Origin of the sequence: Neisseria sp. HMSC065D04 (assembly GCF_001815675.1) — a bacterium.
GTDB lineage: Bacteria > Pseudomonadota > Gammaproteobacteria > Burkholderiales > Neisseriaceae > Neisseria.
Genome location: NZ_KV821509.1, coordinates 35278 through 51263 on the forward strand (window position 1 = coordinate 35278; position 15986 = coordinate 51263).

Annotated in this window: 12 protein-coding genes and 1 riboswitch; of the genes, 8 read left to right on the forward strand and 4 right to left on the reverse strand. The window is 55.4% G+C overall.

Going from position 1 to position 15986, the window contains the following annotated elements; translation table 11 throughout:
* Positions 1-183 precede the first annotated feature (183 nt).
* Positions 184-1353 carry a methionine adenosyltransferase gene (metK, locus tag HMPREF3050_RS06260; protein WP_049224311.1) on the reverse strand — a complete coding sequence of 390 codons (1170 nt, stop codon included), beginning with the start codon at positions 1351-1353 and terminating at the stop codon, positions 184-186.
* Between the two features lie 191 nt (positions 1354-1544).
* A riboswitch (SAM-I-IV-variant riboswitch) is annotated at positions 1545-1654 on the reverse strand.
* A gap of 92 nt (positions 1655-1746) precedes the next feature.
* Between metK and HMPREF3050_RS06265 the strand changes: the two genes are divergently transcribed.
* Positions 1747-2796, forward strand: a complete 1050-nt coding sequence (locus HMPREF3050_RS06265; RefSeq protein ID WP_070774109.1) for an FAD:protein FMN transferase — start codon at positions 1747-1749, stop codon at positions 2794-2796.
* Positions 2797-2834: 38 nt separating this feature from the next.
* Positions 2835-3056, forward strand: coding sequence for a (Na+)-NQR maturation NqrM (nqrM, locus tag HMPREF3050_RS06270; protein ID WP_003757168.1), 222 nt, complete (start codon positions 2835-2837; stop codon positions 3054-3056).
* A gap of 277 nt (positions 3057-3333) precedes the next feature.
* Here nqrM and HMPREF3050_RS06275 read toward each other — a convergent pair whose 3' ends face one another.
* On the reverse strand, positions 3334-5547 hold the full coding sequence (locus HMPREF3050_RS06275; protein WP_070774111.1) for a RelA/SpoT family protein: 2214 nt from the start codon (positions 5545-5547) through the stop codon (positions 3334-3336).
* A 158-nt stretch (positions 5548-5705) separates the two neighbouring features.
* Between HMPREF3050_RS06275 and HMPREF3050_RS06280 the strand changes: the two genes are divergently transcribed.
* Positions 5706-6347 (forward strand): GrxB family glutaredoxin, encoded by a 642-nt coding sequence (locus HMPREF3050_RS06280; RefSeq protein WP_070774112.1) that lies wholly within the window; start codon positions 5706-5708, stop codon positions 6345-6347.
* 185 nt (positions 6348-6532) lie between these two features.
* On the opposite strand, the gene HMPREF3050_RS06285 is transcribed toward HMPREF3050_RS06280, so the two are convergent.
* Positions 6533-6781 carry a hypothetical protein gene (locus HMPREF3050_RS06285; protein WP_003757173.1) on the reverse strand — a complete coding sequence of 83 codons (249 nt, stop codon included), beginning with the start codon at positions 6779-6781 and terminating at the stop codon, positions 6533-6535.
* Between the two features lie 459 nt (positions 6782-7240).
* Between HMPREF3050_RS06285 and HMPREF3050_RS06290 the strand changes: the two genes are divergently transcribed.
* The gene (locus tag HMPREF3050_RS06290; RefSeq protein ID WP_070774114.1) at positions 7241-8647 is read left to right on the forward strand and encodes a DEAD/DEAH box helicase; all 1407 of its coding nucleotides are present in this window, start codon (positions 7241-7243) and stop codon (positions 8645-8647) included.
* A 242-nt stretch (positions 8648-8889) separates the two neighbouring features.
* On the opposite strand, the gene recG is transcribed toward HMPREF3050_RS06290, so the two are convergent.
* The gene (recG, locus tag HMPREF3050_RS06295) at positions 8890-10932 is read right to left on the reverse strand and encodes an ATP-dependent DNA helicase RecG (RefSeq protein ID WP_141758410.1); all 2043 of its coding nucleotides are present in this window, start codon (positions 10930-10932) and stop codon (positions 8890-8892) included.
* 129 nt (positions 10933-11061) lie between these two features.
* On the opposite strand from recG, the gene HMPREF3050_RS06300 reads away from it, so the two are divergent.
* The 4 genes from HMPREF3050_RS06300 to HMPREF3050_RS06320 all read left to right on the forward strand — a co-directional run bounded on the left by HMPREF3050_RS06300 (position 11062) and on the right by HMPREF3050_RS06320 (position 15804).
* Positions 11062-11766, forward strand: a complete 705-nt coding sequence (locus HMPREF3050_RS06300; RefSeq protein ID WP_070774116.1) for an SMI1/KNR4 family protein — start codon at positions 11062-11064, stop codon at positions 11764-11766.
* A 48-nt stretch (positions 11767-11814) separates the two neighbouring features.
* Entirely contained in the window at positions 11815-12792 is a 978-nt protein-coding gene (locus HMPREF3050_RS06305) for a virulence RhuM family protein (RefSeq protein ID WP_070774118.1), read from the forward strand.
* A 27-nt stretch (positions 12793-12819) separates the two neighbouring features.
* Entirely contained in the window at positions 12820-13233 is a 414-nt protein-coding gene (locus HMPREF3050_RS06310; RefSeq protein ID WP_070774120.1) for a hypothetical protein, read from the forward strand.
* Between the two features lie 300 nt (positions 13234-13533).
* A complete protein-coding gene (locus HMPREF3050_RS06320; protein ID WP_070774124.1) occupies positions 13534-15804 on the forward strand; it encodes a Tex family protein in 2271 nt (756 codons plus the stop codon).
* Positions 15805-15986: the final 182 nt, after the last annotated feature.

A 15986-nucleotide genomic window follows, 5' to 3' on the forward strand; every position in this document is an offset into this window, starting at 1 on the left:
CGCCGTACTGGTTTAAAGTTAATCCACTATATTGGTGGACGGGTAAAAGACGGCGCAGCAAGGAAACACAGTGCCGCGCTGCTTTTTTTGTAAAACATTATGATACTTCGTTTGCCAAAAAGTTTTTGACTCGGGACGGCAAAGGTCGTCTGAAACTCCCTTTCAGACGACCTCCATGCTTTTTTATACGCCTGCGGCTGCTTTCAATGCGGCAGCTTTGTCTGTGCGCTCCCAAGTAAATTCAGGCTCTTCGCGGCCGAAATGGCCGTAGGCGGCGGATTTGCCGTAAATCGGGCGCAAGAGGTCGAGCATTTGGACGATGCCTTTGGGGCGCAGGTCGAAATGTTCGCGAACTAAGGCAATCAGTTTGTCTTCGCTGATTTTGCCTGTACCGAAAGTATCGATGGAAATCGAAGTCGGTTCGGCAACGCCGATGGCGTAGGAAACCTGAATCTGACATTGGGTCGCCAAACCGGCGGCGACGATGTTTTTCGCCACATAACGGCAGGCGTAAGCGGCGGAACGGTCGACTTTGGACGGGTCTTTGCCGGAGAATGCGCCGCCGCCGTGCGGAGCTGCGCCGCCATAGGTATCGACGATGATTTTACGTCCGGTCAGACCGCAGTCGCCTTGCGGACCGCCGATGACGAAGCGGCCGGTCGGGTTGATCAGGTATTTGGTTTCGGCAGTCAGCATTTCGGGCGGCAGAACGGGCTTGATAATCTGCTCGATCACGGCTTTGCTCAGTTCTTCATGGCTGATTGCAGGGTCGTGCTGGGTGGACAGGACGACGGTGTCGATGCGTTTTACTTTGCCGGTTTCGCTGTCGTAAACTACGGTCAGCTGCGCTTTTGCGTCGGGACGCAGCCACGGCAGGCGGCCGTCTTTACGCAATTCGCTTTGACGCTGCATCAGGCGGTGGCTGTAATAGATGGCAAACGGCATCAGGGTCGGGGTTTCGTCGCAGGCGTAGCCGAACATCAAACCTTGGTCGCCCGCGCCTTGGTTCAGGTCGATGCCTTCGCCTTCGTTCACGCCTTGGGCGATGTCGGGGGATTGTTGGTCGTAGTACACGCCGACCGCGCAGCCGTTGGCATCAAAGCCCAGCTCGGACGAGTTGTAGCCGATGCGTTTGATGGTTTCGCGTGCGACTTTGATGTAGTCCACATGGGCGGTGGTGGTGATTTCGCCCGCCAACACGCACAAACCGGTGTTTACCAGGGTTTCCGCTGCGACGCGCGCTTTGGGGTCTTGCGCCAAAACCGCATCCAAAATCGCATCGGACACTTGGTCGGCTACTTTGTCCGGATGGCCTTCGGAAACCGATTCAGAAGTAAACAGATATTCGCTCATTTCAATATTTTCCTTCAAAAACAAGCCGTCTGCTTTCAGACGACCTGTTGTTTCATCATATATCCCACAACGGAAATCATAACAAAATTTCCACCTGCGCTCCATCCAAATGATAAATATTCCTACTTGGATAAAACGATTCGGAATCCTGCCCGTACAGAACATACGGGCAAAAAAATTCCCGCATCAAGCGGGGGGATTTGAATTGCCCTCTCGGACCACATCGGCTTTGCAGCCGTCCACCTTACCTTTCCGTCTGAAAAGCAGGTTGGCATGGAATTCCCAACTCTTAATGCAGCGCGGATGTTAGCAGAAAAGCCCTTCCCCCGCAAGCCGCGCGCCCCTGCGTTTTACGTTACAATACGTCGTCTGAAAACACCGAATATCCCTATCATGCACCTGCCCTCCGCCATTCCCGCCCTTGCCGCCGCCCTCGCCCTTACCCTGCCCTTGGGCGCGTGCGGCAAAAAAACATCCGAACAAACCGTGCTTCAGGGCGAAACGATGGGCACGACCTATACCGTCAAATACCTTTCAGACGACCTCCCCAACCCGCCCGCGCCCGAAGCCGTAAAAAAACAGATTGACGGCGCGCTCGAAGAAGTCAACCGCCAAATGTCCACCTACCGCGAAGACTCCGAAATCAGCCGCTTCAACCAAATGCGCGAAACCCGCAAACCCATGCCCGTTTCCGCCGATTTCGCCGCCGTTACCGCCGAAGCCTTACGCCTCAACCGCCTCACACAAGGCGCACTCGACGTAACCGTCGGCCCGCTCGTCAACCTTTGGGGCTTCGGACCGAACAAAGAAATCACCCGCGAACCCACCCAGGCCGAAATCGACCAAGCCGCCGCCCAAACCGGTACGGACAAAATCATCCTCACGCAAAACGGCAAACAAGCCACGCTCGCCAAAACCCAACCCGAAGCCTATCTCGACCTCTCCTCCATCGCTAAAGGCTTCGGCGTGGACAAAGTGGCAGGCGAACTTGAAAAACTCGGCATCCAAAACTACCTTGTCGAAATCGGCGGCGAATTGCACGGCAAAGGCCGCAACGCCCAAGGCGAACCTTGGCGCATCGGCATCGAACAGCCCAACATCGTCCAAGGCGGCAACACCCAAATCGTCGTCCCCCTCGACAACCGCTCCCTCGCCACCTCCGGCGACTACCGCATTTTCCACGTTGACCCGCAAGGCAGGCGGCTGTCCCACATCATCGACCCCAAAACCCGCCGCCCGCTGTCGCACCGCCTCGCCTCCATCAGCGTCGTCGCCGACAATGCCACTACCGCCGACGGCCTGTCCACCGGACTTTTCGTACTCGGCGAAACCGAAGCCCTCAAACTCGCCGAACAGCAAAACCTCGCCGTTTTCCTGATTATCCGCGACCAAAACGGCTACCATACCGAAATGTCCGGCGCGTTTAAAAAACTACTCCATTAATATCTACACACTCATATCCATCCCACAGGAACACCATCATGAAAACCCTACTCCTCACCTTCGGCCTCTTCCTCCTCGTCATCCTCGGCATGGCGGTCGGCTATATTTTTTCCAAACGCACCATCAAAGGCAGTTGCGGCGGCATCTCCTCGCTTGGCATGAAAAAAGTCTGCGACTGCGACACCCCGTGCGACACGCTGCAAAAGAAACTGGACGAACAGAAACAGCAGGAAAGCAAAGGCATTACCGTCGATCACTGACCTTACCCGAATCAGGTTTACCCCTGTTTTGAGCTTGGCAACACAAAAGGTCGTCTGAAAACCGCATATCGCAGTTTTCAGACGACCTTTGATTTGCAAGTTTGGCTGTTTTGAGGAAGCAGATAAAGATTTATCAAAGCTACTCAAATTGCCGTTATTTCCGCGCAGGCAGGAATAACAGAACAGATATTTCCAATGTCGATTACGATACCAAACTCGCCAAAAAGGTCGTCTGAAAAACCTGAAATCCGTTTTTCAGACGACCTTTTGTTCCACCTTACAACCTCGTTACGCTCAACACACCTTTGACGTCGCCGAGGCTGGCGAGGACGCGCGGGAGGTCGTTGACTTGTTTGACTTCCAGCGTGAACCTCATGCTGGCTTCCAAGTCGCGGGACTGGGTTTGCACGGCGGTAACGTTGAGTTTGTGGCGGGCGAGCGCGTCAGATACGTCGCGTAAAAGCCCTGAGCGGTCTTGGGCGCGGATTTCGACATCGACGGCGAACACTTGTCCTTCCTGCAACGCCGCCCAGCTTGCGTCCAGCACTTTTTCAGGCGCTTGTTCGGCGAGGTGTCGGAAAGACGGGCAGGTTTTGCGGTGGACGGAAATACCGCGTTCGCGGGTAACGAAGCCGACAATGTCGTCGGGCGGCGCGGGTTTGCAGCATTTGGCAAGCGTGGTCATCAGACCGTCTTCGCCGTCAATGAGAACGCCGGTTTTGCCACCTTTTTTGATTTTGGACTGTTTGACGATGGTGGTTTCGCTGACAGGTACGGGCGGCGGTTCGTTCAGCGTGCCGCAGGCTTTCTGGATGGCGCGGTTGGAAATTTCGCCTTGTCCGACGGCGGTGTAGAGGTCGTCGAGTTTTTTGTAGCCGAGGTTTTCGGCAAGCTCTTGCAGGTTGGGCTTGGGCGTGAGTTTGGCAAGCTGTTTGTCGAGTTGGACGCGGCCTTCTTCGCGCACGGTGTCGGCGTTTTGCTGACGGATGTAGGCGCGGATTTTGCTGATTGCCTTGCTGGATTTGACCCAGCCTTCGTAGAGCCAGTTGACGGAGGGATGCCCTTCTTTGGCGGTAATGATTTCGACGCGCTGTCCGTTTTCAAGTGGGGTGGACAGCGGCACGATTTGCCCTTCGACTTTCGCGCCGCGGCAACGGTCGCCGATGCTGCTGTGTAAGGCGTAGGCGAAGTCGATGGGGGTCGCGCCAGTGGGCAGGGAGAGGACTTTGCCGTGCGGGGTCAGGACGTAAATCGTGTCGTTGAAAAGCTCGGTTTTGAAGGCGGCGGCGAGATCTTCCTTGCCGCTTTCCGCCATGTTTTCGCGCCAGTCCAAGAGTTGGCGCAACCAGGCGATTTTCTGTTCGTAGGCGGAATCGCCTTTGCCGCCCTCTTTGTAACGCCAGTGGGCGGCGACACCGAATTCGTTGAATTGGTGCATATCGAAGGTGCGGATTTGCACTTCCACGCCCTTGTCTTCTGGGCCGACGATGACGGTGTGCAAACTTTTATAGCCGTTGCCTTTGGGGTTGGCGATGTAGTCGTCGAACTCGCCTGGGATGGGCTGCCAGAGGCTGTGGACGATACCCAGCGTGGTGTAACACTCGGGGACGGTATCGACCAAAATCCGCACGGCGCGGATGTCAAAGAGGCCGTCGAAGCTGAGTTTTTTCTTCACCATTTTTTTGTAAATGGAGTAGATGTGTTTCGGGCGGCCGGCGACTTCGAAGTGAACGTTGTATTTTTTGAGCTCCGCGCGCAGGATGTTGAGGAAGTTTTCGATGTATTCGAGGCGTTCGGTGCGTTTTTCGTCCAAAAGCAGCGCGATTTCGCGGTATTTTTCGGGTTCTTGATGGCGGAAGCCGAGGTCTTCGAGCTGCCACTTGAGCTGCCACACGCCCAAACGGTTGGCGAGCGGGGCGAAGATGTCGAGGGTTTCTTTGGCGACGGCGCGTTTTTCGGGGCTGTCGGGGATATTGCTGAGAAACTGCATGGTGCGGGTGCGCATAGCGAGTTTGATCAACACGACGCGGATGTCGGTCACCATCGCCAGCAGCATTTTACGCATGGTTTCGGCCTGCTGGGCACGCTCTTCGGAAGTGGCGAGGCTGTCCACGCGGGCGAAGTGGGTGAGCTTCTGCACTTCGTCCACACCTTTGACCAACTCGGCGACGGTGCTGTTGCAGCGTTCGGAAACCAAGAGGTTCCAATCGGGAACGTAGCGTCCGATGTCGGCAAGCAGGGTGGCGGCGACGGCATCGGAGAGCAGGTCGAGTTCGTTGACCATCTGCGCCGCGCCGATCAAATGGTCAAGCAGCGGTTCGCCATACGGCGTGGCGGCATCGGCGGGATAGTGTTCTTTTGCCAACGACCATGCGGCGCCGATGAGGTTTTTATCGTTGTCCGGCAGCGCGGCGCAGTAGCTGTCGAACCATTCGCGCAATTCTTGCGGAGTCGCGCTTTGCGTGTCTTGAATCGGGCTGGTGGCGGTCATGATGGTGTCTTTTCGTTTCGATAAAAACAGGTTTATTGTAACAGGTTGCCAAAGGGATTTGCGGGCTGTTTTGCGGGATGTTGTATGTAAGCGGGTTGTTTCAGACGACCTTAAATGATATGGTTCGTCCGTTTGATGAACATGAAAAGGAGTATCCGATGAAGCTGTATATTTACGACCATTGCCCGTTCTGCGTGCGTGCGCGGATGGCGGCGGGGCTGTTTGGCGCGGACGTTGAAGAAGTCGTACTGGCAAACGACGACGAGGCAACGCCGATCGGTATGATCGGCGCGAAACAAGTGCCCATCCTGCAAAAAGAAGACGGTTCGTTTATGGGCGAGAGTTTGGACGTTGTCCGCTATCTTGACCGCGAGGGTCGTCTGAAAGATGAAACCCGTACCGAAATACAGGCATGGTTGGACAAAGTGGGCGAATACAACCTGAAACTCGTCCAGCCGCGCGTGATCAAACTCAAGCTGCCCGAATTTGAAACGCCGGAAGCGGTGAAATATTTCACGGATAAAAAAGAGAAAAGCATCGGCAGCTTCGCCACCAATTTGGAGAAAACCGGTCAGTATGTGCAACGGCTGCACGAAGATTTGGCGGAACTGGAAACGCTGATGGCCGAAAGCGGCGCAGGTTTGAACGGCGAAATCGGCATGGAAGACATATTGGTGTTCCCGATATTGCGCAACCTGACCGTCGTGCGCGGTGTCGAGTGGCCGCAGAAGATTATGGACTACCTGCTGCACATGAGCGAAGCATCGGGCGTGCCGCTGTATTTCGACCGCGCCTTGTAATAACCTAATCCGCCGGATAAAACAAACGGAAAGGTCGTCTGAAAACAGTTTTCAGACGACCTTTCCGTTTGCGCCCGCCCTACCTTCCGGGAGTGAATGGAATCAGGCGGAACAAGCATGGCGAGAAATTGTTGATGTATGACCCCGAACAGATCGGGTGATACATCAATAATTCCTAGCTGTGCTTATTGTGCGGCAGGTGCAGAAGCAGCAGCTGCGGCTGCGCCTTCAGCGGCGCTGCGTTGGTAGCCTTTGTCTTTCATACATGCATCGAACACGGCGCGGTCTTGGTTTGCACCGGAAGCTTGTTGACATTGAGCGATTGCCTCTTCAACGCTTACGCTAGGGGTTTTAGCTTCTTCAGTAGTTTTGCTGCTAGAGCAGGCACCCAGCATCAGGCTTGCAGCGGCAACGGCGATCAATAAAGTTTTCATGTCGTATATTCCTATTGTGATTGATGGTTTACAGCGCAAATTTGCGTCTGTCTCAAAACAGAGTCCCATTAGTACGATTTAGTTTCATTTACATATGAAAGTTTTCGATAAGTTTGAACTATGACAGTAAATGCCGTCAGAAAATGATAAGCGGTTTCAAAAATTTAAGGGACATAAACGCCGCCGGCATGGCAATGTAAAAAATCTCCTTCCCATCCCGGCGACACCGCCCAATCCCAACGCCCCGACCGCCTGCCGTTGGGCGGCGCAAGGGTTTTATGGCATAATCGCGCTTACCTTTCCATGCCGCAGAGACCACATCCCCCCTTCTGCGGTTTGCCGTAAACCGGCCGCACACTTTGCCGGCGGCATCCTATCGAACACACAATCAAAACATCCTCCCGTTTCAGACGACCCCATGCGGCATTCCGCATCCCGTCCGGACAGAAAGATACCGCCATGAATCCATTCGCCTCACTCGGGCTTGGCAGCGAAATCGTTTCCGCGCTGACCGAACAAGGTTACGAAAACCCGACGCCCATCCAAGCCGCCGCCATCCCCAAAGCACTCGCCGGCCACGACTTGCTCGCCGCCGCCCAAACCGGCACAGGCAAAACCGCCGCCTTTATGCTGCCCAGCCTGGAACGCCTCAAACGCTACGCCACTTCCAGCACCTCGCCCGCGATGCACCCCGTGCGTATGCTCGTATTGACCCCGACGCGCGAACTTGCCGACCAAATTGACCAAAACGTGCAGGGTTACATCAAAAACCTGCCGTTGCGGCATACCGTCCTCTTCGGCGGCGTCAACATGGACAAACAAACCGCCGACCTGCGCGCCGGCTGCGAAATCGTCGTCGCCACCGTCGGCAGGCTGCTTGACCACGTCAAACAGAAAAACATCAACCTCAACAAAGTCGAAATCGTCGTCCTCGACGAAGCCGACCGTATGCTCGATATGGGTTTCATCGACGACATCCGCAAAATCATGCAGATGCTGCCCAAGCCACGTCAAACCCTGCTCTTTTCCGCAACCTTTGCCCCGCCCATCCGCAAACTTGCCAAAGATTTCATGAACGCGCCCGAAATCGTCGAAGTCGCCGCGAAAAACACCACCAGCGCCAATGTCGAGCAGCACATCATCGCTGTTGACGCGCTCAAAAAACGCAATCTTTTAGAGCGGCTGATTGTCGATTTGCAGATGAACCAAGTCATCGTATTCTGCAAAACCAAACAAAGCGTCGACCAAGTCACCCGCGACCTCGTGCGCCGCAACCTTGCCGCCCAATCCATCCACGGCGACAAATCCCAGCAAAGCCGCCTCGAAACCCTCAACGCCTTCAAAGAAGGCAGCCTGCGCGTCCTCGTCGCCACCGACGTTGCCGCACGCGGTTTGGACATCGCCGAGCTGCCCTTCGTCATCAACTACGAACTGCCGACCCAGCCCGAAGACTACGTCCACCGCATCGGACGCACAGGCAGGGCGGGCGCGGACGGTGTCGCCATTTCCCTGATGGACAAAACCGAACAGAAAATGTTTGAAGCCATCAAGGAGCTGACCGGCAACGACTTGGCAGTCGAACGCATCGAAGGCTTCGAACCGAACTGGTGGGGAAGTGACGCCGACAGCGATGCCGCCGCAGACACCCAAGCCGCCCCAACCCGCAGCCGCGGCAGCGACAGAAACCGCTCCGAACGGAGCAACCGCAGCGAACGCAATGACCGTAACGAGCGCGGCGACAAATCCCCAAAAGCCGACAAAACCGATCCCGGCGCCGCCTGCGGCACCATCGCCGGACGCAGCCGCCGCAGCCGCAGGGAACGCCAACCCTGCGCCCTGCTGCAACCCAACTACGGCGCAAAATAAAGCCGGTTCTCCATAAAACCCGAAAGGTCGTCTGAAAAAGATTTCAGACGACCTTTTTATAGTGGATTAACAAAAATCAGGACAAGGCGACAAGCCGCAGATACAGTACAGATAGTACGGAACCGATTCACTTGGTGCTTCAGCACCTTAGAGAATCGTTCTCTTTGAGCTAAGGCGAGGTAACGCCGTCCTGGTTTAAAGTTAATCCACTCTATCCGCAGGCGAAGCCTTTTCAGACGGCCTCACACGCCCAAATACCCTTCCCTGCTGGCAAGCCATCTTGCCAGATGCGCTTCGACGATTTCGGGGTTTTGTTCAATCAGCATCGGGGCGATTTCGCGCGCCTGTTCCAAGAGGTGCAGGTCTTCTTCGAGGTTGGCAAAACGCAGCATGGGGACGCCGCTTTGGCGCGCGCCGAGAAATTCGCCGGGGCCGCGGATGTTGAGGTCTTGGCGGGCGATTTCGAAGCCGTCGGTGTGTTCGTAGATGACTTTCAGCCGCGCTTTGGCAAGTTCGCTCAAGGGTTCGGCAAACAGGAGGACGCACACGCTTTCTGCCGCGCCGCGCCCTACCCGTCCGCGTAATTGGTGCAGCTGCGCCAAGCCCATGCGCTCGGCGTGTTCGATGACCATCAGGGCGGCGTTGGGCACATCTACGCCGACTTCGATAACGGTGGTGGCGACCAAGACGTTCAGGCGGCCTGCGGCAAATTCCGCCATGACTTCGGCTTTTTCGGCAGCCTTCATGCGCCCGTGTACCAAGCCGATGTTGAGTTCGGGCAATGCCGCCTGAAGCTGCTCGAGGGTTTCGGTAGCGGTTTGCAGTTGCAGGGTTTCGCTTTCTTCAATCAGCGGGCAGACCCAATATGCCTGCTGCCCTTTGCGGCAGATGTTGAGGACGAAGCCTTCGACTTCGGCGCGGCGGACGTTGTTGACGAGGCGGGTTTTAATCGGGGTGCGCCCGGGCGGCAATTCGTCGATGACGGACACGTCCAAGTCGGCGAAGAAACTCATAGCGAGCGTGCGCGGGATGGGCGTGGCGGACATCATCAGCTGGTGGACGTCGCGCCCTTTATTCTTGAGGGCGAGGCGTTGTGCGACGCCGAAGCGGTGTTGTTCGTCCACAATCACCAAGCCGAGATTTTGGAACTCGACGTCGTCTGAAAACAGGGCGTGCGTGCCGACGGCGATTTTGACAGAACCGTCGGCGAGTTTGGCTTTGGCTTCGTCTTTGGCTTTTTTGCGCTGACTGCCGGAGAGCCAGACGACTTCGAGTCCTAAAGGCTCAAGCCATTGTTTGAACTTGATGAAATGCTGTTCGGCAAGGATTTCGGTCGGTGCCATCACAGCCGCCTGCGCGCCCGATTCGATGGCGGTCAGCGCGGACAAGGCGGCGACGATGGTTTTGCCACTGCCGACATCGCCTTGCAACAGGCGGTGCATGGGATGGGTTTGCGCCATGTCGCAGCGGATTTCGGACACGACCCTTTCTTGCGCATCAGTCAGGGCAAACGGCAAAGCGTGGCGCAGGGCTTGGGTCAGCGTACCGTCGCCGCCCAATGCCGCCGCCGTGCCGCTGACGCGCTTCTGCCGCGCCAACCGCATGGAAAGCTGTTGCGCCAAAAGCTCGTCGAATTTGAGCCGCTGCCATGCAGGAAGCGCGCCGTCGGAAAGCTGGTGGATGGTGAAGCTCGGCGGCGGCGAATGCAAAAGGCGCAGGCTTTCGGCGAGGTATGGCAGTTTCAGACGACCCAATAAGGCATCGGGGAGTGTGTCGTGCAGCGGCGTAACGTCCAACGCCGTCTGAATGATGCGGCGCAAAGTGGGCTGGTTCAAACCGTTTACAGTCGGATAAATCGGCGTGAGGCTTTCCGCCAAACCACTGCTCTCGGCATCGCGGATTTTGGGATGAATCATCTCGTCGCCGTGAAACCCGTGTTTGATTTCGCCCACGGCGCGGATGCGTTTGCCGACCGCCATCTGTTTCTGGTTGCTGGCGTAAAAGTGGATGAAGCGCAGAAAAAGGACGCTGCCGGAATCGTCGGCGATTTGGACAATCAGCTGCTTGCGCGGTTTGAACGTGACTTCCTGATGAATGACTTCGCCCTCAACCTGACACGGCACACCGATCGGCGCATCCTTAATCGGCATGATGTGCGTCTCGTCCTCGTAACGCAGCGGCAGATGCAAAACCAAATCCCATGCGGTATGGAGGTTGAGTTTGTCGAGCTTCTTGGCGGAAACGTCGGTAATTTTGAGCTGTTTCTGGGTTTCGGGCGTCATCATGGCTTTGTCCTTTAATGGCGCGTATTTTAGCTGAAAATGTAGGAAGGGGTCGTCTGAAAGGACGTTCAGCACCAAGTTAATCCTTTATAATAGCGTGTTTTTCAGACGACCCCTGCCCCAGATTACTCCATGAATTATCTGCAAAATATCGCCACCCTCTATCAACTTGACCACCTGCCCTGCGGTCTGCCCGAATCCGAAATCACCGCTGCCGAACAACGCCTAGGCATCCGCTTCCCCGCCATGTTGCGCGAATATCTGCTTACATTGGGCGGCAGCGAGGCGGCCAATCAATCGTTTAACCGATTGTTGCCATTGGAAAAGATGGATTTTGACGGCGATTATCTGGTGCTGATGGAAGAAAACCAAGGCGTATTTCTGTGCGGCATTGCCAGAGCCGATTTGGTGCAAGACAACCCGTCCGTCCATATCGGCTTTTACACCGATGAAACCGAAAGCTACAAATGGCAGCCGCACCTGCCCGACACCTGCACCCTACTGCTGGAATTGGCTTACACCAACGCCGCCATGGGTGGTCTGCACTACTGCGCCAACATCATGGACGAAGAATCGACAGATGCCCAAGCTGCACGTTTTATCCAACAAAACCGCACCGAAATCATAGAACTCCGCCAAAAAAACCAACGCTTCTACACCGACGGTTTTCACGAAATCATCCTGCTTTGCTTCGCCGAAAACGGCAACACAAGCGGCGTATTCATCGGCACTGCCGACCAAGACCGCTTTGACACACTGCTCGAACTGTTCGGCTGGGACAATTGGCTCTACACCTCCTACGACGATGAAGATGACGAAGAATGTGATGATGAATAAACCGGCGATATTTTTCAGACGACCTTTACCTGCAAACGGGGAAAACCCATGTCCGACATCCTGATTTACCAAACCGAAGACGGCCGCACCCGCGTAAACCTGCTGGTGCAGGAACACACCGTTTGGCTCAATCAAAGCCAACTGGCCGAACTTTTTGACACCTCCGTGCAAAATATCGGTTTGCACATAAAAAATATATTAGAAGACAATGAATTAGATGGAAATTCAGTTATAAAGGATTTCTTTATAACTGCCGCAGACGGCAAGCAATATCAAGTCAAACATTATGCTTTGGAAATGATTTTGGCCGTCGGCTTCCGCGTGCGCAGCAAACGAGGCGTGCAGTTCCGCCGTTGGGCGAACGAGGTTTTGACGGGCTATTTGGAAAAAGGCTTCGCGCTGGACGACAAACGCCTGAAAAATCCCAACGGACGCGTGGATTACTTTGACGAACTGCTGGAAAGAATCCGCGACATCCGCGCCAGCGAAATGCGGTTTTATCAAAAAGTGCGCGAACTGTTCAAACTCTCTGCCGACTACGACCCCACCGACAAAGCCACGCAGATGTTTTTCGCCCAAGCGCAAAACAAACTGATTTACGCCGTAACGCAGCAAACCGCCGCCGAACTCGTCTGCCACCGCGCCGACGGCAACGCCCCCAATATGGGGCTGACATCATGGAGCGGCGAACGCGTGCGCAAAGCCGACATCGTCATTGCCAAAAACTACCTGACCGCCGACGAAATCGACACGCTCAACCGCCTGACCGTCATCTTTCTGGAAAGCGCGGAACTGCGCGCCAAAAACCGGCAAGGCCTGACGCTTTCGTTTTGGCAAAACCGCATAGACAGCATCATCGCCGATAACGGCTTCGCCGTATTGGAAGGCAAAGGCACGCGCAGCCACAAGCAAATGGAAGCGTTTGCCGGTGAACAATACAAGTTATTCAAGCAAAACCGTTTGGCGCACATGGCGCGGCAGGCGGAAGCGGAAGATATTGCCGAATTGGAAGTGTTGAAACGGTAGTTTCAGACCGTCTGAAAGGAAAATATCATGCAAAAATTCTTGTCCGACTTAATAAACAAATTGGGTTTCGTATCATCAAGCCAAAGCGAAAAATTATCACGCTACCCGCTTGCTGCCCCGCTGCCCAAGCAAAGCACGCACAATCTGTTATTGGATTGCTGCCGCGATATTCCTTTTTATACCGACATGGGCAGAATGATGTCCATCCTTGGCTGGGATGCCTGCCGCGATTATTATTGGCTGATTACGGATATTGAAGGCGGTTGGGAGGCTGCCTTACCCGACCCTTGCTGGCTGACGGGCGCACAGTTGGAGCAGATATTGCGGCGCCACCCAAACGAGCAATACATTTGGGCGGTATTTTCCGCTTTCGCTCCCGATATTGCAGCATCGCAGATTGACTTACAGTCTCTGCCCAGCGCGGAAAGCCCCGATTTTTAGCAGGACCATGCCAAGCCGCAGCATCCGCAGGCATTGTTTGAAATCGTCTGCTGGGACAGCACCTATACGCTATTTATCGGGCTGCCCGATAAGTTGGCGCATCGGTTGGTAGCCGCCTTTCCCGATTGCCGTCGTCTGAAAAAGCTTTAAATGCCATTCAATCCAATCAACCCTGCCTAGTGAAACAATACAAAATAACCCGCCGATATTTTCAACTTCGCAGAAACTCAGCCTTGGCTTTGCCAAGACATCGTTTTCAGGCAACCTCAAAACTAGCCTGCACCCATCCAAAGGACCCCCATGAACATCACCCAAATCCTCTCTCAAGAACTCTCCGCCACCGCCGCCCAAATCACTGCCGCTGTCGAGCTTTTGGACGACGGTGCGACCGTGCCGTTTATCGCCCGCTACCGCAAGGAAGCAACGGGCGGGCTGGATGATACGCAGTTGCGACAGCTTGCCGAGCGGCTGCAATACCTGCGCGAGTTGGAAGAGCGCAAAGCCGTTGTTTTAAAAAGCATTGAAGAGCAAGGCAAGCTTTCAGACGACCTCAGGGCGCAAATCGAAGACGCCGACAACAAAACCGCGCTGGAAGACCTGTATCTGCCCTACAAACCCAAACGCCGCACCAAGGCGCAAATCGCGCGCGAACACGGTTTGCAGCCGCTGGCGGACGTGTTGCTTACCGAACAGCCGCAGGACGTGGAAGCCGCCGCGCAGGGCTACCTGAACGAAAACGTCCCCGACGCCAAAGCCGCGCTGGACGGCGCGCGCGCGATTCTGATGGAGCAGTTTGCCGAAGACGCGGAACTCATCGGCACGCTGCGCGACAAGCTGTGGAACGAGGCCGAAATCCACGCGCAAGTCGTTGAAGGCAAAGAAACCGAAGGCGAAAAATTCAGCGATTATTTCGACCACCGCGAACCCGTCCGCGCCATGCCCAGCCATCGCGCGCTGGCGGTTTTGCGCGGCCGCAACGAAGGCGTGTTGAACATCGCGCTCAAATACCAGCCCGACGACACACCGATTACCCAGCAAAGCGAATACGAGCAACTCATCGCCCGCCGCTTCAAGGTTTCAGACGGCCACAAATGGCTGCGCGACACCGTGCGCCTGACTTGGCGCGCGAAAATCTTTTTATCGCTGGAACTTGAAGCCTTAGGCCGTCTGAAAGAAGCCGCCGACACCGACGCGATTACCGTGTTCGCCCGCAATCTCAAAGACTTGCTGCTCGCTGCGCCTGCCGGACGGCTGACCACTTTGGGTCTCGACCCGGGCTACCGCAACGGCGTGAAATGCGCCGTGGTAGATGACACGGGCAAGCTGCTGGATACCGTCCTCGTCTATTTACACCAAGAAAACAATATGTTGGCAACACTGTCGCGCCTGATTAAACAACACGGCGTGAAGCTCATCGCCATCGGCAACGGCACCGCCAGCCGCGAAACCGACAAAATCGCGGGCGAACTGGTGCGCGGAATGCCGGAAATGGGGCTGCACAAAATCGTCGTATCCGAAGCAGGCGCGTCGATTTATTCCGCGTCCGAACTGGCGGCGCGCGAGTTCCCCGATTTGGACGTTTCCCTGCGCGGCGCAGTGTCCATCGCCCGCAGGCTGCAAGACCCGCTTGCCGAGTTGGTGAAAATCGACCCCAAATCCATCGGGGTGGGGCAGTATCAGCACGACGTGAACCAAAGCCAACTCGCCAAATCTCTGGACGCGGTGGTCGAAGACTGCGTGAACGCTGTCGGCGTGGACGTGAACACCGCCTCCGCCCCGCTCTTGGCGCGGATTTCCGGTTTAAATCAAACCCTTGCCCAAAACATCGTCGCCTACCGCGATGAAAACGGCGCGTTCGACAGCCGCAAAAAATTGCTGAAAGTACCGCGTTTGGGCGAAAAAACCTTCGAGCAGGCAGCAGGCTTTTTGCGGATTAACGGCGGCAAAGAACCGCTGGATGCGAGCGCCGTCCACCCCGAAGCCTATCCCGTCGTCGCCAAAATGCTGGCGCAACAAGGCATTACCGCCGCCGAACTCATCGGCAACCGCGAGCGCGTGAAGCAAATCAAAGCGTCCGACTTCACCGATGAACGCTTCGGCCTGCCGACCATTCTGGACATCCTGTCCGAGCTGGAAAAACCCGGCCGTGACCCGCGCGGCGAATTTCAGACGGCATCATTCGCCGAAGGCATCCACGAAATCAGCGACTTGCAAGTCGGCATGATACTCGAAGGCGTGGTCTCCAACGTCGCCAACTTCGGCGCGTTCGTGGACATCGGCGTCCATCAGGACGGCTTGGTACACATCTCCGCCCTGTCCAATAAATTCGTCCAAGACCCGCGAGAAGTGGTGAAAGCCGGCGACGTGGTGAAAGTGAAAGTGCTGGAAGTCGATGCAGCCCGAAAACGGATTGCGCTGACCATGCGGCTGGATGACGAAGCGGGCGCAGCCAAAGGCAACAGGTCGTCTGAAAGCAAACACTCTGAACGCCGCAACCGCAAACCACAACGCAACGACCGCGCCCCAACCAATTCGGCGATGGCGGATGCGTTTGCGAAGTTGAAACGGTAACAGTATTCGAAGTGCTATTTGAAAGTAAAACCGTTTTGAAACAAATTAATAAAATTAAATTGTAAAAAAAATCCCGTTTTTTTATCATATCGAAGCGATATAGCAAAAAAACGGGATTTTTTTATCATTTAACCGAAACCCTAAAATGTATAGTCAATTAAAATCAAAATAGGACAGTAGCG